At 70.5% G+C, this 20,040-nt stretch carries 18 protein-coding genes; all 18 read left to right on the top strand.

The genetic code is table 11. The annotated features are described in order from the left end of the window. Positions 1-18 precede the first annotated feature (18 nt). The 18 genes from rpoZ (at position 19) to J5V96_RS12030 (ending at position 20,040) form a co-directional block, all read left to right on the top strand. A complete protein-coding gene (gene rpoZ / locus J5V96_RS12115; RefSeq protein ID WP_055988299.1) occupies positions 19-273 on the top strand; it encodes a DNA-directed RNA polymerase subunit omega in 255 nt (84 codons plus the stop codon). 129 nt (positions 274-402) lie between these two features. Further along, complete coding sequence (metK, locus tag J5V96_RS12110; RefSeq protein WP_208504105.1) at positions 403-1,590, top strand: methionine adenosyltransferase; 1,188 nt, start codon at positions 403-405, stop codon at positions 1,588-1,590. A gap of 28 nt (positions 1,591-1,618) precedes the next feature. Further along, on the top strand, positions 1,619-3,622 hold the full coding sequence (locus J5V96_RS12105) for a primosomal protein N' family DNA-binding protein (RefSeq protein ID WP_208504102.1): 2,004 nt from the start codon (positions 1,619-1,621) through the stop codon (positions 3,620-3,622). 55 nt (positions 3,623-3,677) lie between these two features. After that, positions 3,678-4,628 (top strand): methionyl-tRNA formyltransferase, encoded by a 951-nt coding sequence (gene fmt, locus J5V96_RS12100; protein ID WP_208504100.1) that lies wholly within the window; start codon positions 3,678-3,680, stop codon positions 4,626-4,628. Next, entirely contained in the window at positions 4,628-6,109 is a 1,482-nt protein-coding gene (locus J5V96_RS12095; RefSeq protein WP_208504098.1) for an RsmB/NOP family class I SAM-dependent RNA methyltransferase, read from the top strand. The genes fmt and J5V96_RS12095 overlap by 1 nt, the downstream gene beginning before the upstream one ends. Before the next feature lie 20 nt (positions 6,110-6,129). Continuing rightward, positions 6,130-6,807, top strand: a complete 678-nt coding sequence (gene rpe, locus J5V96_RS12090; RefSeq protein WP_208504096.1) for a ribulose-phosphate 3-epimerase — start codon at positions 6,130-6,132, stop codon at positions 6,805-6,807. Positions 6,808-6,836: 29 nt separating this feature from the next. Then, positions 6,837-7,100, top strand: coding sequence for a phosphoribosyl-ATP diphosphatase (locus tag J5V96_RS12085; RefSeq protein WP_203138573.1), 264 nt, complete (start codon positions 6,837-6,839; stop codon positions 7,098-7,100). A 41-nt stretch (positions 7,101-7,141) separates the two neighbouring features. After that, positions 7,142-7,984: an ATP phosphoribosyltransferase gene (gene hisG, locus J5V96_RS12080; protein WP_208504093.1), complete on the top strand. Its 843-nt coding sequence runs from the start codon at positions 7,142-7,144 to the stop codon at positions 7,982-7,984. Between the two features lie 2 nt (positions 7,985-7,986). After that, positions 7,987-8,748: an imidazole glycerol phosphate synthase subunit HisF gene (hisF, locus tag J5V96_RS12075; protein ID WP_208504091.1), complete on the top strand. Its 762-nt coding sequence runs from the start codon at positions 7,987-7,989 to the stop codon at positions 8,746-8,748. Then, the gene (gene hisI, locus J5V96_RS12070; protein ID WP_208504087.1) at positions 8,745-9,143 is read left to right on the top strand and encodes a phosphoribosyl-AMP cyclohydrolase; all 399 of its coding nucleotides are present in this window, start codon (positions 8,745-8,747) and stop codon (positions 9,141-9,143) included. Before hisF ends, hisI begins: the two co-directional genes overlap by 4 nt. Then, complete coding sequence (locus J5V96_RS12065) at positions 9,140-9,733, top strand: Trp biosynthesis-associated membrane protein (RefSeq protein WP_208504085.1); 594 nt, start codon at positions 9,140-9,142, stop codon at positions 9,731-9,733. The genes hisI and J5V96_RS12065 overlap by 4 nt, the downstream gene beginning before the upstream one ends. Before the next feature lie 36 nt (positions 9,734-9,769). Beyond that, positions 9,770-10,000, top strand: coding sequence for an HGxxPAAW family protein (locus J5V96_RS12060; RefSeq protein WP_208504083.1), 231 nt, complete (start codon positions 9,770-9,772; stop codon positions 9,998-10,000). 2 nt (positions 10,001-10,002) lie between these two features. Further along, a complete protein-coding gene (gene trpC / locus J5V96_RS12055) occupies positions 10,003-10,779 on the top strand; it encodes an indole-3-glycerol phosphate synthase TrpC (protein ID WP_208504261.1) in 777 nt (258 codons plus the stop codon). Further along, positions 10,776-12,002, top strand: coding sequence for a tryptophan synthase subunit beta (trpB, locus tag J5V96_RS12050; RefSeq protein WP_208504081.1), 1,227 nt, complete (start codon positions 10,776-10,778; stop codon positions 12,000-12,002). The genes trpC and trpB overlap by 4 nt, the downstream gene beginning before the upstream one ends. Then, positions 11,999-12,784: a tryptophan synthase subunit alpha gene (gene trpA / locus J5V96_RS12045; protein ID WP_208504079.1), complete on the top strand. Its 786-nt coding sequence runs from the start codon at positions 11,999-12,001 to the stop codon at positions 12,782-12,784. The genes trpB and trpA overlap by 4 nt, the downstream gene beginning before the upstream one ends. A 141-nt stretch (positions 12,785-12,925) precedes the next feature. Further along, positions 12,926-13,903: a prolipoprotein diacylglyceryl transferase gene (lgt, locus tag J5V96_RS12040; protein WP_208504077.1), complete on the top strand. Its 978-nt coding sequence runs from the start codon at positions 12,926-12,928 to the stop codon at positions 13,901-13,903. A gap of 115 nt (positions 13,904-14,018) precedes the next feature. Beyond that, positions 14,019-18,575 carry a glutamate synthase large subunit gene (gltB, locus tag J5V96_RS12035; RefSeq protein WP_208504075.1) on the top strand — a complete coding sequence of 1,519 codons (4,557 nt, stop codon included), beginning with the start codon at positions 14,019-14,021 and terminating at the stop codon, positions 18,573-18,575. Further along, positions 18,568-20,040, top strand: a complete 1,473-nt coding sequence (locus J5V96_RS12030) for a glutamate synthase subunit beta (protein ID WP_208504073.1) — start codon at positions 18,568-18,570, stop codon at positions 20,038-20,040. Before gltB ends, J5V96_RS12030 begins: the two co-directional genes overlap by 8 nt.

The following is a 20,040-nucleotide window of genomic DNA, read 5'->3' as shown; positions in this document are numbered from 1 at the left end:
CCGATCCTGGAGGTCCTCATGACCACGGAGAACAAGGGCATCATCGACCCGCCCATCGACGAGCTGCTCGACAAGGTCGACTCGAAGTACCAGCTGGTCATCTACGGCGCCAAGCGCGCTCGCCAGATCAACGACTACTACACGGATCTCCACGAGGGGAACCTGTTCGACAACGTCGGCCCGCTGGTCGACTCGTCGGTCGAGGACAAGCCGCTGACCATCGCGCTGCACGAGATCCACCAGGACAAGCTGCGCCTGCGTCACGCCGAGTAATCGCTCGACGCACTTTGTCGGTGGTCGCCGCCATGATTGGCGGCGACCACCACTGTTTTGCCCGCACCGTTCTGACATCCTGACCAGCGCCCCCAGAGCTGCTCTGAACGCCTCTCCTAAGGAGCACCTATGAGCCTTCGTCTGTTCACGTCCGAGTCCGTCACCGAGGGCCACCCCGACAAGATCTGCGACCAGATCTCCGACAGCATCCTCGACGGCCTCATCGCGAAAGATCCGGAGAGCCGCGTCGCGGTCGAGACGCTGGTGACGACGGGCCTGGTGCACGTCGCGGGCGAGATCCGCACCGACGCGTATGTCGAGATCCCGGCGATCGTGCGCGGGGTCATCAACCGCATCGGCTACACGTCGAGCGACATGGGGTTCGACGGCGACTCCTGCGGCGTGAGCGTCTCGATCGGCGAGCAGTCGGGCGACATCGCTGCGGGCGTCGACAACGCGCTCGAGACGCGCGACGGCTCCTCCGACACGTATGAGCAGCTCGGGGCGGGCGACCAGGGCATCATGTTCGGCTTCGCGGCGAAGGAGACGCCGCAGCTGATGCCGATGGCCGCGTGGACCGCGCACCGCCTGGCGGAGCGTCTGACCGAGGTGCGTCGCAACGGCGAGATGCCGTTCCTGCGTCCCGACGGCAAGACGCAGGTCACGCTCGGCTACGACGGCTTCACGCCCAAGACCGTCGACGCCGTGGTCATCTCCACGCAGCACCATCCCAAGCTCACCCAGGAGGAGATCCGGGCCGAGATCGAGGCGCGCGTCATCCGCCCGGTGCTCGAGCAGACGGGCCTCGACTTCGAGGCTCCCAAGCTCTACATCAACCCCGCGGGCCCCTTCGTGACGGGCGGCCCCAAGGGCGACGCGGGTCTGACGGGGCGCAAGATCATCATCGACACCTACGGCGGGGCATCGCGTCACGGCGGCGGCGCCTTCAGCGGCAAGGATCCGTCCAAGGTCGACCGCTCGGCGGCTTATGCGATGCGCTGGGTCGCCAAGAACGCCGTGGCGGCCGGGCTGGCCGACCGGCTCGAGGTGCAGGTCGCCTACGCGATCGGCAAGGCGAACCCGGTGGGCCTCTACGTCGAGTCGTTCGGCACCGGTCACGTCTCCGACGACGTGATCATCACGGCGATCCAGGCGGCGTTCGACCTTCGCCCGGCGGCGATCATCGAGCAGCTCGACCTGAAGCGCCCGATCTACGCCCAGACCGCGGCGTACGGCCACTTCGGTCGAGAACTGCCCGATTTCACCTGGGAGCAGACCAACCGCGTCGACGAGCTGCGTCGCGCCGCCGGTCTCTGACCGTCGCCGCGCAGGATCCGGGCAGAGGATGAGCGGGACCTCGCGGCGCGTCGCGCGTGTGCTGATCGACTCGCCGTTGCCTCAGCTCGACCGGCTCTTCGACTACGCCATCCCGGCGGAGCTCGCCGACCAGGCGGCTGCGGGGGTGCGTGTGAAGGCGCCCCTGCGCACCGCCGGTCGTGTGGTCGACGGCTACATCGTCGAGGTCGCGGATGAGGCCGACGGCGAGCGGGCGCTCTCCGAGCTCGATGCCGTCGTGTCGGCCGCAGAGGTGCTTCCGTCTCGCCTGCATGCGCTTGCGCGACGTGTCGCCGACCGGGCGGCGGGCTCGGCGGTGGACATCCTGCGCCTGGTGATCCCCAAACGCCAGGTGCGCGTAGAGAAGCAGTGGCTCGCAAGCGCTCCGGTCGAGTCACCCTCCGTTCAGGCTGAGATCCTGCTCGCCGCGCACACGGTGCTCGACGCCTATCCGGGCCTCGCCGACCGCCTGGCGGGCGCCGGGCGCATCGCTCTCGACGCGCCGGCCCGGCTCGAGGGCGATCGGCCCGCGTGGACGGCCGTGCTCGCCGCCGCCGCCGTCTTCACCCTCGCGGCAGGGCGGTCGGCCGTGCTCGCCGTGCCCGACTATCGCGATCTCGATGTCCTGCATGCGGCGCTCGAGGAGATCCTGCCCGCCGAGGCGGTGGTGCGTCTCGACGCCCGGCAGAGCGGGCCCGAGCGCTACCGCGCGTTCCTTCGCACGCTGGAGCCCGCTCCGGTCGTGGTGATCGGCAACCGCTCCGCTGTCTACTCACCCGTCGCGAACGTCGGCCTGCTCGCGATCTGGGACGACGGCGATCCGCTCTTCGAGGAGCCGCTGGCACCGTACGTGCACGCCCGGGATGCCGCACTCGTGCGTCAGGAGATTCCCGATGAGACGACGGGGGAGAAGCCGGCCCTGCTGCTGGCGGGGCACACACGCACCTCCGATGTCGAGCGGCTGGTGCTCCTCGGCTGGGTCGACGACGTGCCGGCGGCGCGTCGGTACGCTCCGAAGGTGGTGCTGAGCGCCACGAATGAGAGCGAGACGCCCGGCACGCGGATCCCGTCGGCGGCCTATCGAGCCGTGCGCGAGGCGCTCGAATCAGGGCCCGTGCTCGTGCAGGTGGCGCGGCCGGGTTATGCGCCGACGCTCGTCTGCGCCGACTGCCGTCATCCCGCGCGCTGCAAGCACTGCGGCGGCCCCCTTCACGCCAAAGGTCGGGGCGCGGTGCCGGTGTGCACCTGGTGCGGACGCTCCGCGACAGCGTGGGCCTGCGCCCAATGCTCATCGCCGCGCGTGCGGCTCGCGTCCTCGGGCAGCGAGCGCACCGCGGATGACCTGGGACGCGCGTTCCCCGGGACGCGCGTGATCGTCGCCGACGGCGCGCATCCGGTTCTCCGGGTGGATGCGCGGCCGGCGCTCGTGGTCGCCACGCGCGGCGCCGAGCCCCTGGCAGAAGGCGGGTACCGTGCGGTGCTGCTGCTCGATGGCGACCGCATGCTGCAGGCGCCAGAACTGCGCATCGGCGAGTCCTGTCTGCGCTGGTGGTCGAATGCGGCGGCGCTCGCGGCGCCGGACGCGCCGGTGCACCTCACCGGCGTCGAGGGCTCGGTCGCGCGGTCCCTGGCGACCTGGACGCAGGCCGCTTATGCCCGGGCTGAGCTGCACGACCGCGCCCCGCTGCGCATGCCGCCGACCGCGCGGGTTGCTCGCCTCGAGGGCGATGCGCCCGCCGTGGACCGGGCGCTCGCGACGCTTCGCTCGGATGTGCCCGAGCTGTCGGCCGACGCCGTGCTCGGCCCGGTGCCGATCGATCGGCAGGGGTATCCGGGGGCCCGCGCGCTCGTCCGGTTCGACTACGCACGCGGGCCGGCGGTGGCGGCGAGCCTGCGCGCGTCCGTCGTGACCGAGGCGGTCAACGCCCGCTCATCGCGACGCGGCCCGGCGAAGTCCCGGGCGCCGCGGAATATACTCACGACCAGGCTCGACATCGTCGAGCCGGAGTTGTGAAGAGCCCCGCTTCCGCGCCTCGTGCGCGTGATCGGAGCGGCTGGACGGGAGACCTGTGAGCACTGGATTTCGGATCGTCTTCGCAGGGACACCGGAGGTCGCGGTCCCGTCGCTGAAGGCGCTGCACGCGGCGGGGTACGACATCGCCGCCGTCGTCACGCGACCCGACGCCCCGCTCGGCCGAAAGCGCGTGCTGACGCCGTCGCCCGTCGCCGCGGCCGCGGCCGAGCTCGGTCTGCCCGTCATCAAGGCGGCCCGCCTCGACGATGCCGCCACCGCCCGGATCGCGGCCCTCGAGCCCCAGTTGGCGGTCGTCGTCGCCTACGGCGGTCTTGTGCGCGAGCCGCTGCTCTCCCTCCCGCCGCACGGCTGGATCAACCTGCACTTCTCGCTGCTGCCGCGCTGGCGGGGTGCGGCCCCCGTCCAGCGCTCGCTGATGGCGGGCGATCGCGTCACCGGCGCGGCGGTGTTCCAGCTGGTCCCGGCGCTCGACGCGGGCGATGTGTTCGCCCAGCTCGAGTACGAGGTGCCGCAGGACGCGACAGCCGGCGATGTGCTGGATGCTCTCGCCGACCGCGGCGCGACCCTGCTGGTCGACGTCGTCGCAGGCATCGCGGAGGGATCCGCGGTCGCGAGGCCGCAGGAGGGCGAGCCCACACACGCGGCCAAGCTCACGATCGAGGACGGTCTGCTCGACTGGACCGAGCCCGCCGAACGGGTGCTCGACCGCTTCCGGGGAGTCACGCCCGAGCCCGGCGCGCACACCGTCCTCGACGGCGCGCGCTTCAAGATCCTGGCCGCGCGGCGTGCCGAGGGCGCTGATGCGCTCCCGCCCGGTGTGGTGTCGATCGTGAAGGGCGGTGCCCTCGCCGGCACCGCGACGGAGCCGATCCTCGTCGAGCGGGTGCAGCCCGCGGGCAAGCCCGCGATGGCTGCAGCCGACTGGGCGCGCGGTGCCCGCGGCGACCTCGTGTTCGAGACGCGCGCCTCCGGAGAGAAGGCCTGATGGTCGAGCACCGCGACGGCGGACCCCGCCGTGAGAACCGCTCCGCCGGGCGCCCGAAGAGCACTCCGGCCGGTGCCGGGCAGCGTGAGCGCGCGCGTCCCAGCGCGAAGTCGTGGCGCCAGGTGCAGCCTGCGCGCCGAGCCGCGTACACGGTGCTTCGCGCCGTGCAGGAAGACGACGCCTACGCGAACCTGCTGCTGCCGAAGGAGCTCGACCGCCTCGGCCTGTCCGGCGGCGATGCGGCCCTCGCCACGGAGCTGACCTACGGCACCCTGCGCCGCCTCGGCACCTACGACGCGGTCATCGGCCTCGCCGCCGACCGCGATCCTGCGACGATCGACGCCGCCGTGCTCGACGCGCTGCGCCTCGGCGTGCACCAGCTCATGTCCACCCGTGTCGCCTCGCACGCGGCGGTGAACGAGTCTGTCGAGCTCGCTCGTGAGGCCTCCGGATCCGGCGCCGCGGGCTTCGCCAACGCCGTGCTGCGGCGCATCGCCCGTGACAACCCGGGCGACTGGCTGACCCGGGTGGCCGACACCGCCCGCTCCGACGATGAGCGGATCGGTCTGGAGTCGTCACATCCGGTCTGGATCGTGCGCGCCCTGCGTCGCGCTCTGGTCGCCGAGGGGCGCGGGGAGGAGCTCGACGACCTGCTCGACGCCGACAACGTCTCACCGCGGGTCACGATGGCGGCTCTGCCGGGGCTCGCCGAGCCCGACGGAACCCGCACCGCGTACTCGCCGGTGGGCTTCCGCCTTCGGGCGGGCGACCCCGAGCCCCTCGTGCGCGGATCGGGTGGCACCGTGCGCGTGCAGGACGAGGGCTCGCAGCTCGCCGCCCTCGCGCTGACGCGCCTCGCGCCGGTCGAGACGGGGGAGAAGTGGCTGGACCTCTGCGCGGGCCCCGGCGGCAAGACCGCGCTGCTCGCCGCCGACGCCCTGGCGCACGGTGCGACGCTCGAGGCCAACGAGCTGGTCCCGGCCCGCGCGGGGCTCGTGCGCAAGGCGATCGCGCCCGTGCCGCTCGAGGTCGTGGTGCACGAGCGCGACGGCCGCGAGCTCGCCGAGGAGCGGCCCGGCGCCTATGATCGCATCCTCGTCGACGCGCCCTGCACGGGCCTCGGCGCGCTGCGTCGCCGGCCCGAGGCGCGCTGGCGCAAGCAGCCGTCGGACGTCGCCGAGCTCGCGACCGTGCAGGCCGGCCTGCTGCGCGCGGCCGTCGGTGCGCTCAAGGTCGGCGGCACCGTCGCCTACGTGACGTGCTCGCCGCATCTGGCCGAGACGGCCGCGATCGTGAAGCAGATCACGGAGGAGCTCGGCGACGCCGTCGAGGAGCTCGACGCCCGCGCGGTGCTGCGTCGCGTGTCGCGGGGCGCGATCGACCTTCCCGCGCCCGCGTCGGGGGCCGGCCACGCCCAGCTGTGGCCGCACCGCCACGGCACCGACGCCATGTTCATCGCGCTGCTTCGCCGCGTCCGCTGATCCACGCCAGAATCGAGATCATGTCCCTGCCTGCCGCGCCGCGCATCAACCCGAGCATCCTCGCCGCCGACTTCGTGAACATGCAGGCCGAGCTGGCCCGCATCGCGAGTGCCGACTTCGTGCACGTCGACGTCATGGACAATCACTTCGTGCCGAACCTCACGTTCGGCCCGCAGATGGTCGAGCGCATCCAGGCGACGAGCCCCGTGCCGCTGGACGTGCACCTGATGATCTCCGATCCGGACCGCTGGGCGCCTGGGTACGCCGAACTCGGGGCCGCATCCGTGACCTTCCACCTCGAGGCGGCCGCTGATCCGATCCGGCTCGCGCGTCGCCTGCGCGAGATCGGGGCTCGTGCCGGGGTCGCGGTGAAGCCCGGCACCGAGGTCGAGGGGCTCTTCGAGCACCTGCACGAGTTCGACCAGATCCTCGTGATGACCGTGGAGCCCGGCTTCGGCGGCCAGGGGTTCATGCCCGAGACCATGCCGAAGCTGCGCCGCCTGGCCGAGGAGACCCGCCGCCGGGGCGCCGATGTCTGGCTGCAGGTCGACGGCGGCATCGCCGCCGACACGATCGGGCAGGCCGCGGAGGCGGGTGCCGACACTTTCGTGGCCGGATCAGCGGTGTTCGGGGCGGGGGACATCGATGCGGCGATCGCGGGTCTGCGCGAGACCGCGTCCGCGCACCACCGTCACTGACCTCCTGCCGCGAGCGGTAGCCTGGAGGGGTGAAGACTTTCGACGACCTGTTCGCCGAACTGAGCGAGAAGGCTCAGACGCGACCGGAGGGATCCGGCACCGTCGCCCAGCTGGACGCGGGTGTGCATGCCATCGGCAAGAAGATCGTCGAGGAGGCTGCCGAGGTCTGGATGGCCGCGGAGTACCAGTCGGACGACGAGGCGGCCGAGGAGATCTCGCAGCTGCTCTACCACCTTCAGGTCATGATGATCGCGAAGGGCCTGACACCGGCGGACGTGTACCGACATCTGTGAGCTCCGCTCCGGATCCGTCGACCTCACCCCTGAAAGCTGAAATGCTCCGCATCGCCGTTCCCAACAAGGGATCCCTCTCCGAGACCGCCGCCGAGATGCTCTCCGAGGCCGGTTACGCCGGCCGCCGGGACTCGAAGCAGCTCCACCTGATCGACGCGGCCAACGACGTCGAGTTCTTCTTCCTCCGCCCCCGCGACATCGCCACGTACGTCGCCTCGGGCGCGCTCGACGTGGGCATCACGGGCCGCGACCTTCTGCTCGACGTGCGGATGCCCGCCGCGCGCGAGATCGAGAAGCTGGGCTTCGCCGGCTCCACGTTCCGTTTCGCCGGCCGCCCGGGCCGCTTCGCGAATGTCGAGGACCTCGAGGGCCTGCGGATCGCGACGGCGTTCCCGGGGCTCGTCGACGCCTTCCTCGACGAGCACGGCATCGGCGTCGACATCGTGCCGCTCGACGGAGCGGTCGAGTCGGCTGTGCAGCTCGGTGTCGCCGATGCGATCGCCGATGTGGTCGAGACCGGCACGACCCTGCGCCAGGCCGGCCTGGAGATCTTCGGTCCGGTCATCCTCGAGTCGGAGGCCGTGCTGATCGCCGGCCCCCAGGAGGCCGAGGGGATCGACACGCTGCTGCGTCGCCTGCGCGGTGTGCTGGTCGCACGCAAGTACGTGATGCTCGACTACGACCTGCCCGCGGACCTCGTCGACCGCGCGGTCGAGATCGCCTCGGGGATGGAGTCGCCCACCGTGTCGCCGCTGCGCGATCCCGAATGGGTCGCGGTGCGCGTGATGGTGCCGCGCAAGGGCGTCAACAAGGTGATGGACGACCTGTACGAGCTGGGCGCGCGCGCCATCCTCGTCACCGCCATCGACAACGCGAGGCTCTGATCATGGCGGTCGCGACCCGCGTCATCCCGTGCCTGGACGTCGCGAACGGCAAGGTCGTCAAGGGCGTCAACTTCGAGAACCTCCGAGAGATGGGTGATCCCGTCGAGCTGGCGCGCGAGTACTTCGCGCAGGGCGCCGACGAACTGACGTTCCTCGACGTCACCGCGACGGTCGACGAGCGCGCCACGATGTACGACGTCGTGCGCCGCACGGCCGAAGAGGTCTTCATCCCTCTGACGGTGGGCGGCGGAGTGCGCACCACCGACGACGTCGCACGGCTGCAGGGCGTCGGCGCCGACAAGGTGGGCGTCAACTCCGCGGCGATCGCCCGTCCCGTGCTGCTGGACGATATCGCCGACCGCTTCGGCGCACAGGCCCTCGTGCTCTCGCTCGACGTGAAGCGCTCGCCTCGCACCCCTTCTGGCTTCGTCGTCACCACCCACGGCGGCCGGACCGAGACCGATCTCGATGCGCTCGCGTGGGCGCGCGAGGCGATCGAACGCGGCGCGGGGGAGCTGCTGGTCAACTCCATCGACGCCGACGGCACCAAGGCGGGCTTCGACCTGGAGCTCATCGGCCTCATGCGAGAGCTGGCGACGGTGCCCGTGATCGCCTCGGGGGGAGCCGGCGCACCCGAGCACTTCGCCCCGGCCGTCCAGGCCGGCGCCGATGCCGTGCTCGCGGCGAGCGTGTTCCACTCCGGCCACCTCACCATCGACGACGTCAAGCGCGCCCTGCACGCAGAGGGGATCGTGACGCGATGAGCGCCGACCTGGGACCGCTTCCCGAAGACCTCGAGGGTCGTATCGCCGCGGTCGTCTTCAACGACGACGGCCTCGCGCCCGCGATCGTGCAGCAGCACGACACGGGGGAGGTGCTGATGCTCGCCTGGCTGAACGCCGAGGCTCTGCGTCGCACGCTCACGACGGGCCGCGTCACCTACTGGTCGCGGTCGCGCCAGGAGTACTGGCGCAAGGGCGACACCTCCGGCCACATCCAGCGCGTCGTCGAGGCGCGTCTCGACTGCGACGGCGACGTGGTCCTCCTGAAGGTCGATCAGACGGGAGCCGCGTGTCACACCGGCGACCGCACGTGCTTCGACGCTCACGATCTCCACGCGGTGCCGGCCGATCTGACCGCAGGCGGCGACCCGGCGTGAGTGCTCGACTGCGCTCGCTCACGGTCGTCGCGCTGATCGCTGCCGGCGCGTTGGGCCTCATCGGCTCGACGCAGACCTGGATCATCGCCCGCCTCGCCGACGGCGACCTCCCCGTGCCCGGATCCACCGCCGTCCCGGTGCTGCAGCCGCTGATGCTGACCGCACTGGCGCTCGGCCTTGTGCTGACGCTCGTCGGCCGCGTCCTGCGGTACGTGCTCGGCGTGATCGCGATCGCGCTCGGGATCGGCGTCGGCGTCCTCACCGCGCCGATTCTGTACGGGATCCCGGCCAGCGCGGTCGCGCCGGCGGTCACCGAGCACACCGGCATCACGGGGGAAGCCGTGTCGGCACTCGTCGAGAGCGCAACGGCCACCCCGTGGCCGGTCGTGACGCTCATCGCGGCCCTCGTGATCGTCGGCGCCGGCGTCGTCGTCCTGCTGACGGCGCACCGGTGGACCCGCGCCGGACGCCGCTACGCCACCGCGCCCGCCGCGCCTCGTGATGAGGCTGCTCCGCTCGACGCCGTCGATTCCTGGGACGACCTGTCCCGGGGCGATGATCCGACGGATCCGGGCGCAGGCGCCCGATAGACTCTTCCCATCCCCGTAACGAAGGAGACATCCGAGATGAGCAACCCGAACGGCGACCCCGGCCACGGACACTCGCCCGCTGCCTGGACGGCCGTGATCATCATGCTGGTCGCGATCAGCCTCGGCACCGTCGCGCTGTTCATCGACCAGTGGACGCTCTTCTTCGTGGGCGTTGCTCTCCTCGTGATCGGCCCCATCGTCGGCTGGGTCATGACGAAGGCCGGCTACGGCGTGAACGGAACCAAGTACCAGGCCAAGGGCCACTGATGCTGCTCGCCGACCTCACGGCGGGCTCGGTGGAGGACGCGGAGAAGCGTCGTCTCACGCGTCCCCTCGCCGAGGTCGAGCGGGCCGCGCTGGCGCAGACCGGCGCGCGCGACGCGCTGGCCGCCCTCGCGCCCGCCGACGTCGTGCGTGTCATCGCAGAGGTCAAGCGCGCGAGCCCGTCGCGAGGTGACCTGGCGGCGATCCCCGACCCGGCTCTCCAGGCCAGCTTGTACGAGCAGGGCGGGGCGTCAGCGATCAGCGTGCTCACCGAGCAGCGCCGCTTCAAGGGCTCGCTGGACGACCTGACCGCGGTGCGCGAACGGGTCTCCCTGCCGGTGCTGCGCAAGGACTTCATCGCCACGCCGTACCAGGTGCTCGAGGCCCGTGCCGCGGGCGCAGATCTTGTGCTGCTGATCGTCGCGGCGCTCGAGCAGCCTCTGCTGGCCGAGCTGTACGCCCTGATCACCGAGCTCGGCATGACGCCGCTCGTCGAGACGCATTCGGCGGACGAGGTCGCACGGGCCGCAGACCTGGGCGCGCGTCTGATCGGCGTGAATGCCCGTGACCTGTCGACGTTCGAGCTGGACCGCGACCTGTTCGGACGCCTCGTCGAGCACATCCCGGCGGATGCGATCAAGGTGGCCGAGTCGGCGGTGCTCACGCCCGAGGACGTTGCCCACTACCGGGCCGCAGGCGCCGACGCGGTGCTGATCGGCGAGGCCCTGGTGACCGGCGATCCCGTCGCCACCCTCAAGACGTTCCTGGAGGCAGGCAGATGAGCGACACCACAACGAGCCTGCGTGACCAGCACGGGCCGTTCTTCGGCGACTTCGGCGGGCGATTTATGCCCGAGTCGCTCGTCGCGGCCATCGACGAGCTCGCGAATGCGCACCAGGCGGCCATGGCCGATCCGGCGTTCCGAGCCGAGCTGGCCGAGCTGCTGCTGAACTACGCCGGGCGCCCGTCGGCGCTCACCGAGGTGCCGCGCTTCGCCGAGCACGCCGGCGGAGCGCGAGTGTTCCTCAAGCGTGAGGATCTCAACCACACCGGCTCGCACAAGATCAACAATGTGCTCGGCCAGGCTCTGCTCACCAAGCGCCTGGGCAAGACGCGGGTGATCGCCGAGACCGGTGCGGGCCAGCATGGCGTCGCCACGGCCACGGCCGCCGCGCTGTTCGGGCTCGAGTGCACGATCTACATGGGCGAGGTCGACACGGAGCGCCAGGCGCTCAACGTCGCCCGGATGCGCCTGCTCGGCGCGGACGTCATCCCGGTCACGACCGGCTCGCGCACACTGAAGGACGCCATCAACGAGGCGTATCGCGACTGGGTCGCGAGCGTCGAGACCACCAACTACATCTTCGGCACCGCCGCGGGCCCGCACCCTTTCCCGGCGATGGTGCGCGACTTCCAGAAGATCATCAGCGAGGAGGCCCGGGCGCAGCTCCTTGAGCGCACCGGCCGCCTGCCCGATGCGGTTCTCGCGTGCGTCGGCGGCGGATCCAATGCGATCGGCATGTTCGATGCCTTCCTCGACGACGCCGACGTGCGGCTGTACGGCGTGGAGGCGGCCGGCGACGGCGTCGACACCCTGCGTCACGCGGCATCGATCGAACGCGGTCGCCCCGGTGTGCTGCACGGCGCCCGCACCTACGTGCTGCAGGACGAAGACGGTCAGACGGTCGAGTCGCACTCGATCTCGGCCGGACTCGACTATCCCGGGGTGGGCCCCGAGCACTCGTGGCTGGCGGACATCGGCCGGGCCGAGTACATCCCCGCGACCGACGACGAGGCCATGCAGGCGCTGCGCCTGCTGAGCCGCACCGAGGGCATCATCCCGGCCATCGAGTCGGCGCACGCGCTGGCGGGGGCACTGCGCATCGGTCGCGAGCTCGGCCCGGAGGCGATCATCGCCGTGTGCCTCTCCGGCCGCGGCGACAAGGACATGGACACCGCCGCTCGGTACTTCGAGCTGTACGACGAGCCGGAGGAGCAGGCGTGAGCGCCGTCGAAGCCGCCATCGCGAAGGCCCAGGCGGAGGGACGGGGCGCGTTCGTCGGCTACCTGCCGATCGGATACCCGGATCTCGAGACGAGCATCGAGGCGGCGGTCACGCTCGCGGAGAACGGCGTCGACATCCTCGAGCTCGGCCCGCCCTACAGCGATCCGGTGATGGACGGCCCGATCATCCAGGAGGCCACGCAGGCCGCCCTCGCCGCGGGATTCCGCACGCGCGACACCTTCACCGCCGTCCGCGAGATCGCCGCCCGGGTGGACGTTCCGGTGCTCGTCATGACCTACTGGAACCCGGTCGTGCAGTACGGCGTCGACCGCTACGCGGATGACCTCGCCGCGGCCGGGGGAGCGGGACTGATCACGCCGGACATCACCCCCGAGGCCGCGCCGGACTGGATCGCCGCGAGTGAGCGCACCGGGCTGGATCGGGTGTTCCTCGCCGCCCCGACGTCGAGTGACGAGCGTCTCGAGCTGGTGATCCGCAACACGACGGGCTTCGTCTACACGGTCTCCACGATGGGCATCACCGGCGAACGCGCGCAGCTGGACGCCGCGGCGCGCACGCTCGTGGGACGCCTGCAGCAGCACGGAGCCGCACGCGCCTGCGTCGGGATCGGCATCTCGACCGCGCAGCAGATCACGGACGTCCTGCAGTACGCAGACGGCGCGATCGTCGGCACCGCGCTGGTGCGCGCCCTGCGCGACGGCGGCCTCGAGCAGCTCGCGGCCACCACGCGCGAACTCGCCGCAGGCACCGCGCGCGCCTGACGGCGCGAGAACGTCTCGAGGACCGGATCGCATGGCGATCCGGTCCTCTCGGCTTTCGTAGGCGGCGACCCCGGGGCGCGCCGCGCGCGTCACGGGTGAACGTGTCGGGAGGCGCTCCCGCGGCTGACTAGACTCGAGATCATGCTGTCTACGGTCCTGGCGAGCGTCCCCCTGAGCATTCCGAGCCCCTCGGTGAGCTATTGGGACCTCGGCCCGCTGCGCATCCACTTCTACGCGCTGTGCATCATCGCGGGCATCATCGTGGCCGCGCTGATGACGAACCACCGTCTGACCAAGCGCGGCGCGGAGCCGTGGGTCGTGATCGACATCTGCCTGCTGGCCGTGCCGCTCGCCATCATCGGCGCGCGCATCTTCCACGTGCTGACCCACCCCGGGTTCTACTTCGGCGAGGGCGCAGACCTGTGGGCGGTGTTCCGGATCTGGGAGGGCGGCATCGCCATCTACGGCGCGCTCATCGGCGGCGCCGTCGGAGCGTGGCTCGGCTGCCGCTGGACCGGCATCCGCTTCTTCACCTTCGCGGATGCGCTGGCCCCGGGCCTCCTCCTCGCACAGGCGATGGGACGATTCGGCAACTGGTTCAACCAGGAGCTGTTCGGCTGGCCCACCGACCTGCCGTGGGGCCTCGAGATCGACGCCGACAACCCGGCCCGCCCGCTGGGCCTCCCCGCCGACACGCTCTTCCACCCCACGTTCGCCTATGAGGTGGTCTGGAACGTTCTCGGTGTCCTCTTCCTGCTCTGGATCGGCAACCGCCTGCGCCTGCAGTGGGGCCGCCTCTTCGCCCTCTACCTGATCTGGTACTCGGCGGGTCGAGTGGTCTGGGAGTCCATCCGGATCGACCCCAGCGAGATCTACCTGGGCCTTCGCACCAACGTCTGGGCGGCCATCGTCGGCGTGGTCCTCGGCATCGCCATCCTGATCGTCCAGCGACGCCACAAGGGCATCGAACCGTCGCCCTACGTGTCGCGCAGCAAGGGCCCCCGCGCTGAGGCGCTACAATCGGAGAACCCCACCGATTTCGTCGACGTCAGCGAACCGCCTGCGTCCGAGGTCACCAACGACCCCGCTGAGGCCACAAGCGACACAGCGAAGGGCTGAAACTCTGCCGTCCTTTCGGAAAGGACGCGAGGATCGATCGAAGCAGTCGGTGCGGTGATTCACCCGGGCCAACGACGCCCCGATCTCTCTTCGAGCCCGAGGACGGTAGAGCAACATGTACTTCCAGCCCCCGTACGGCGCCTCCGGCGCGTACCCCCCGAAGCAGGGCATGTACAACCCCGCGTTCGAGAAGGACGCGTGCGGCCTCGCGATGGTCGCGACCCTGAGCGGTGAGCCGCGCCACGAGATCGTCTCGCAGGCCCTCACCGCGCTCCGCAACCTGGAGCACCGAGGAGCCATCGGCTCCGACGCGGGAACCGGCGACGGCGCCGGCATCCTCACCCAGATGCCCGACGAGTTCTTCCGAGCCGTGGCCGGCTTCCCGCTGCCGCCCGCCGGAGAGTACGCCGCGGGTCTGATGTTCCTGCCGCGCGATGAGTCCGCTCGCGCGAAGCAGAAGGCGGGCATCGAGAGCATCGCCGCCGAAGAGGGCTTGACCGTCCTCGGATGGCGCGACGTGCCGGTCGATGACGAGCACCTCGGCCGCCTGGCGTACGAGGCGCGCCCCGCGTTCGAGCAGCTGTTCGTCTCGCGCACCGGGCTGTCCGGCATCGCACTCGACCGCGTCGCCTACCGGCTGCGCAAGCGTGCTCAGCATGAGCTCGACGCCTACTTCGTGACCCTCTCGAGCCGTACCATCGGCTACAAGGGAATGGTCACCACGCTCCAGCTGGAGCCCTTCTACCCGGATCTGCAGGACGAGCGCTTCGCCTCCGAGCTCGCTGTCGTGCACAGCCGGTACTCGACCAACACGTTCCCGTCGTGGCCGCTCGCGCAGCCGCTGCGCATGATGGCGCACAACGGCGAGATCAACACCGTCGGCGGCAACCGCAACTGGATGCGCGCCCGCCAGTCGCAGCTCGCCTCGGATCTGCTGGGCGATGTCCGCCCGCTTCTGCCGATCTGCCTCGACGGTCAGAGCGACTCGGCGTCCTTCGACGAGGTTCTCGAGCTGCTCACGCTGACCGGCCGCAGTCTGCCGCACGCGATGCTGATGATGGTCCCCGAGGCCTACGAGAAGCAGCCGGACATCGACGACGACCTGCGGGCGTTCTACGAGTACCACTCGCTGCAGATGGAGCCGTGGGACGGCCCGGCATCGCTCATCTTCACCGACGGCACGATCGTCGGCGGCATGCTCGACCGCAACGGCCTGCGCCCCGGGCGCTGGACCGAGACGACCGACGGCCTCGTTGTGATCGGCTCGGAGACGGGCGTGCTCGACTTCGAGCCGGAGCGCATCAAGCGTCGGGGTCGCCTCCTTCCGGGGCGCATGTTCGTCGTCGACACCGCGCAGGGGCGCATCATCGAGGACGCCGAGGTCAAGCGCGAGCTCGCGACCATGCAGCCGTGGCGCCAGTGGCTCGACAACGGCACCGTCCGCCTTGCCGACCTGCCGGACCGCGAGCACCTGGTTCACCCCGTCGCCTCGATCAACCGCCGCCTGCGCACCTTCGGGTACACGGAGGAGGAGGTCCGGATCCTGCTCGCGCCGATGGGGCGCACGGGAGCCGAGCCGCTCGGCGCCATGGGCTCCGACACCCCGATCGCCGTGCTCAGCAAGCGTCCGCGCCTGCTGTTCGACTACTTCGTGCAGCAGTTCGCGCAGGTCACCAACCCGCCGCTGGACTCGATCCGCGAGGAGGTCGTCACCAGCCTGAAGGTGGGCATCGGCCGCAGCGAGAACCTCCTCACGGAGAGCCAGGATCACGCGCGCTCCATCGGGCTCGACTTCCCGGTGATCGACAACGACGAGCTCGCGAAGATCCAGCACATCTCGAAGGCTCTTCCTGACCGCTCGAGCGCGACGATCCGCGGCCTGTACCACTTCGATGCCGGTCCCCAGTCGCTGCCGGAGCGCCTCGAGGAGATGTACGCCGAGGTCGACGCGGCCATCGCCGATGGCGCGGAGTTCATCATCCTGTCCGACCGTGATTCGAACAAGGATCTGACGCCCATCCCGTCGCTGCTGATGGTGTCGGCGATCCATCACCACCTGATCCGCAACGAGACGCGCATGAAGGTGGCGCTGATCGTCGAGGCAGGCGATGTGCGGGAGGTGCACCACGTCGCGACGCTGCTCGGCTACGGAGCGTCCGCGGTGAACCCGTACCTGGCGATGGAGACGGTCGAGAACCTCGTCCGCACGGGCGTCATCACCGACGTCACGCCCGAGAAGGCCGTCAAGAACCTGATCTACGCGCTCGGCAAGGGCGTGCTCAAGATCATGTCGAAGATGGGCATCTCGACGGTGTCGTCGTACGCCGGCGCGCAGGTGTTCGAGGCCGTCGGTCTGTCGGAGGAGTTCGTGGAGGAGTACTTCACGGGCACCGAGACGAAACTCGGCGGCATCGGCATCGAAGAGGTGTACGCCGAGAACCAGGAGCGTCACGACTACGCGTACCCCGAGGACGAGGCGGTCCGCTCGCACGAGCGCCTGTGGACCGGCGGCGAGTACCAGTGGCGCCGCGACGGCTCGCCGCACCTGTTCAGCCCGGAGACGATCTTCAAGCTCCAGCACTCGACGCGCACGCGCCGGTACGACATCTTCCGCGAGTACACGAAGCTCGTGGACGACCAGGCCACCGAGCTGAAGACCCTGCGCGGCCTCTTCCGCCTGCGCACGGGTGTGCGTCGCCCGGTGCCGATCGACGAGGTCGAACCCGTCTCCGCGATCGTCAAGCGGTTCTCCACCGGCGCGATGAGCTACGGCTCCATCTCGAAGGAGGCGCACGAGACTCTCGCGATCGCCATGAACCGGATCGGCGGCAAGTCGAACACCGGTGAGGGCGGCGAGGACGTCGACCGCCTGCTCGACCCCGAGCGTCGCAGCTCGATCAAGCAGGTCGCCTCGGGACGCTTCGGCGTCACGAGCCTGTACCTCACTGAGGCGGACGACATCCAGATCAAGCTCGCCCAGGGCGCCAAGCCCGGCGAGGGCGGTCAGCTGCCGCCGGGCAAGGTGTACCCGTGGGTCGCGCGCACCCGTCACGCGACGGCCGGTGTGGGACTCATCTCACCGCCGCCGCACCACGACATCTACTCGATCGAGGACCTCAAGCAGCTGATCTTCGATCTGAAGCGCGCCAACCCCTCCGCCCGCATCCACACTAAGCTGGTGAGCCAGTCGGGCATCGGCGCGGTCGCCGCGGGCGTCGCCAAGGCGCTCAGCGACGTGATCCTCGTGTCCGGCCACGATGGCGGCACGGGTGCCAGCCCGCTGAACTCGCTGAAGCACGCGGGTACGCCGTGGGAGCTGGGTCTTGCGGAGACGCAGCAGACGCTCATGCTCAACAACATGCGCGACCGCGTGTCCGTCCAGGTCGATGGTCAGCTCAAGACCGGCCGTGACGTCATCATCGGCGCTCTGCTCGGTGCGGAGGAGTTCGGATTCGCAACGGCTCCGCTCGTCGTGAGCGGATGCATCATGATGCGCGTCTGCCACCTCGACACCTGCCCCGTGGGCGTCGCGACGCAGAACCCGGTGCTGCGCTCGCGCTTCACCGGCAAGGCCGAGCACGTCGTGAACTTCATGGAGTTCGTCGCGGAGGAGGTGCGCGAGCACCTCGCCGCTCTCGGCTTCCGCTCCCTGGACGAGGTCATCGGTCGCGTCGAGCTGCTCGACGTCGACGGCGCCGTGGACCACTGGAAGGCGTCGGGCCTCGACCTGTCGCCGATCCTGATGGGCCCGCGTTTCGGCGAGGGCGAGCCCCGCCGCCAGACCACCGAGCAGGACCACGAGCTCGAGGACCACTTCGACATCCCGCTCATCGAGCGGGCGCGCGATGTGATCGAGCACGGTGGTCAGGTGACGATCGAGATGCCGGTGCGCAACACCGCTCGCGCGGTCGGGACCATGCTCGGCCACCACGTCACCAGGGCGCACGGCGAGCACGGTCTGCCGGCCGGATCCATCGAGGTCCGCCTCACCGGATCCGCCGGACAGTCATTCGGTGCGTTCCTTCCGAACGGCATCACGCTGCGACTCGAAGGCGACTCCAACGACTACGTCGGCAAGGGTCTCTCGGGTGGGCAGATCGCGATCCGTCCGCCGCGGGATGCGGCGTTCGACGCCTCCGAGAACGTGATCGCCGGAAACGTCATCGGCTACGGCGCCACGCAGGGCACGATGTTCCTGCGCGGCATCGTGGGCGAGCGGTTCTTCGTGCGCAACTCCGGAGCAACCGCCGTCGTCGAGGGCGTGGGCGACCACGCGCTCGAGTACATGACCGGCGGCCTCGCGGTGATCCTCGGCCGCACGGGCCGCAACCTCGGCGCCGGCATGTCGGGCGGCACCGCGTACATCCACCGCCTCAACGACGACCTCGTCAACCGCGAGTCCCTGGCGTCCGGTGAGCTCACCCTCACCGAGCTGGGCTCCGGCGACGCCGAGATCCTCCGCGACCTGCTCGAGCAGCACGTCGCCCAGACGGGGTCGGAGCTGGCCGAACGCCTGCTCGCCGACTTCGAGACCGAGGCGGCGAACTTCGTCCGGGTGCTCCCGCGCGACTACGCCGCCGTTCTGCAGACCCGCCAGGAGGCGGTCGCCGAGGGGCTCGACCCCGACGGCGACGTCGTCTGGAGCCGCATCCTGGAGGTGACCGGTGGCTGATCCCAAGGGCTTTCTGAAGGTGACGGAGCGGGAGCTTCCCGCCCGTCGTCCCGTGCCCGTGCGCATCCTCGACTGGAAGGAGGTGTACGAGCCCGGCGATTCGGCCGTGCTCAAGCGCCAGGCCGGTCGATGCATGGACTGCGGTGTGCCGTTCTGCCACCAGGGGTGCCCGCTGGGCAACCTCATCCCGGAGTGGAACGACCTCACCTGGCGCGGCGAGGGACGCACGGCGATCGATCGCCTGCATGCGACCAACAACTTCCCGGAGTTCACGGGCCGGCTGTGCCCCGCTCCCTGCGAGAGCGCGTGCGTGCTCGGCATCAACCAGCCCGCCGTCACGATCAAGCAGATCGAGGTGTCGATCATCGATCAGGCGTTCGGGAACGGATGGGTCGAGGCGCGCCCGCCGGCCCGTCTGACGGGCAAGACGGTTGCGGTCGTGGGCTCGGGCCCCGCCGGTCTCGCCGCCGCCCAGCAGCTCACGCGCGCCGGCCACACGGTCGCCGTGTACGAGCGGGATGACCGCATCGGCGGGCTGCTGCGCTACGGCATCCCCGACTTCAAGATGGAGAAGAAGCACGTCGAGGCGCGCCTTCGCCAGATGGAGAACGAGGGAACTCGGTTCCGCGCAGGCGTCGAGATCGGCAAGGACATCTCCTGGTCGGATCTGCGCGCCCGCTACGACGCTGTCGTGGTGGCGACCGGATCCACGGTGCCGCGTGATCTGCCCATCCCGGGTCGTGACCTCGCCGGCGTCCACTACGCCATGGAGTACCTCGTCGAGGGCAACAAGGTCGTGGCGGGGGACACCGTCCCGAACCAGATCACGGCGGACGGCAAGCACGTCGTGGTCATCGGCGGCGGCGACACGGGCGCCGACTGCATCGGCACGGCGCACCGCCAGGGCGCGCTGAGCGTGACGAACCTCGCCATCGGCAAGCGCCCCGGTGACGACCGCCCGGACCACCAGCCGTGGCCGATGATGCCGACCGTGTTCGAGGTCTCCTCGGCGCACGAGGAGGGTGGAGAGCGCCAGTACCTCGCATCCACCGTCGAGTTCGTCGGCAACGCCGCGGGCGAGGTCCGCGCGCTCGTTGTGGCCGATACCGAGTTCGTCGACGGCCGACGCGTGCCGAAGAAGGGCACCGAGCGGGAGATCCCCGCCGACCTCGTTCTGATCGCGATGGGCTTCACCGGCCCGGAGCGTGACGCTCTCGAGACGCAGCTCTCGACGCAGTTCACCTCGCGCGGCAACGTCGAGCGCGACGCGTCGTTCCAGGCCAGCACGCCCGGTGTGTTCGTCGCGGGTGACGCCGGCCGCGGCCAGTCGCTCATTGTCTGGGCGATCGCGGAGGGCCGTTCGGTCGCCGCGGAGGTCGACGCGTTCCTGATGGGCGAGACGGCGCTTCCGGCGCCGGTGCGGCCCACCGATGTCGCGATCGGTCTGCCGCCCGGCGTAGGCTGA

It is taken from the genome of Microbacterium stercoris (assembly GCF_017592545.1).
Lineage (GTDB): Bacteria > Actinomycetota > Actinomycetes > Actinomycetales > Microbacteriaceae > Microbacterium > Microbacterium stercoris.
Note: the sequence above shows the minus strand (reverse complement) of the source record. Positions and strands in the feature narration are given on the sequence as shown.

Bases quoted from the DNA above. Each gene is read 5' to 3' on its own strand.
- J5V96_RS12060 (WP_208504083.1), top strand. From the start codon at position 9,770: ATGAGCAACCCGAACGGCGACCCCGGCCACGGACACTCGCCCGCTGCC.
- lgt (WP_208504077.1), top strand. From the start codon at position 12,926: ATGCTGTCTACGGTCCTGGCGAGCGTCCCCCTGAGCATTCCGAGCCCC.
- hisI (WP_208504087.1), top strand. From the start codon at position 8,745: ATGAGCGCCGACCTGGGACCGCTTCCCGAAGACCTCGAGGGTCGTATC.
- gltB (WP_208504075.1), top strand. From the start codon at position 14,019: ATGTACTTCCAGCCCCCGTACGGCGCCTCCGGCGCGTACCCCCCGAAG.
- metK (WP_208504105.1), top strand. From the start codon at position 403: ATGAGCCTTCGTCTGTTCACGTCCGAGTCCGTCACCGAGGGCCACCCC.
- hisG (WP_208504093.1), top strand. From the start codon at position 7,142: ATGCTCCGCATCGCCGTTCCCAACAAGGGATCCCTCTCCGAGACCGCC.
- hisF (WP_208504091.1), top strand. From the start codon at position 7,987: ATGGCGGTCGCGACCCGCGTCATCCCGTGCCTGGACGTCGCGAACGGC.
- rpe (WP_208504096.1), top strand. From the start codon at position 6,130: ATGTCCCTGCCTGCCGCGCCGCGCATCAACCCGAGCATCCTCGCCGCC.
- J5V96_RS12105 (WP_208504102.1), top strand. From the start codon at position 1,619: ATGAGCGGGACCTCGCGGCGCGTCGCGCGTGTGCTGATCGACTCGCCG.
- rpoZ (WP_055988299.1), top strand. From the start codon at position 19: ATGACCACGGAGAACAAGGGCATCATCGACCCGCCCATCGACGAGCTG.
- trpB (WP_208504081.1), top strand. From the start codon at position 10,776: ATGAGCGACACCACAACGAGCCTGCGTGACCAGCACGGGCCGTTCTTC.
- J5V96_RS12095 (WP_208504098.1), top strand. From the start codon at position 4,628: ATGGTCGAGCACCGCGACGGCGGACCCCGCCGTGAGAACCGCTCCGCC.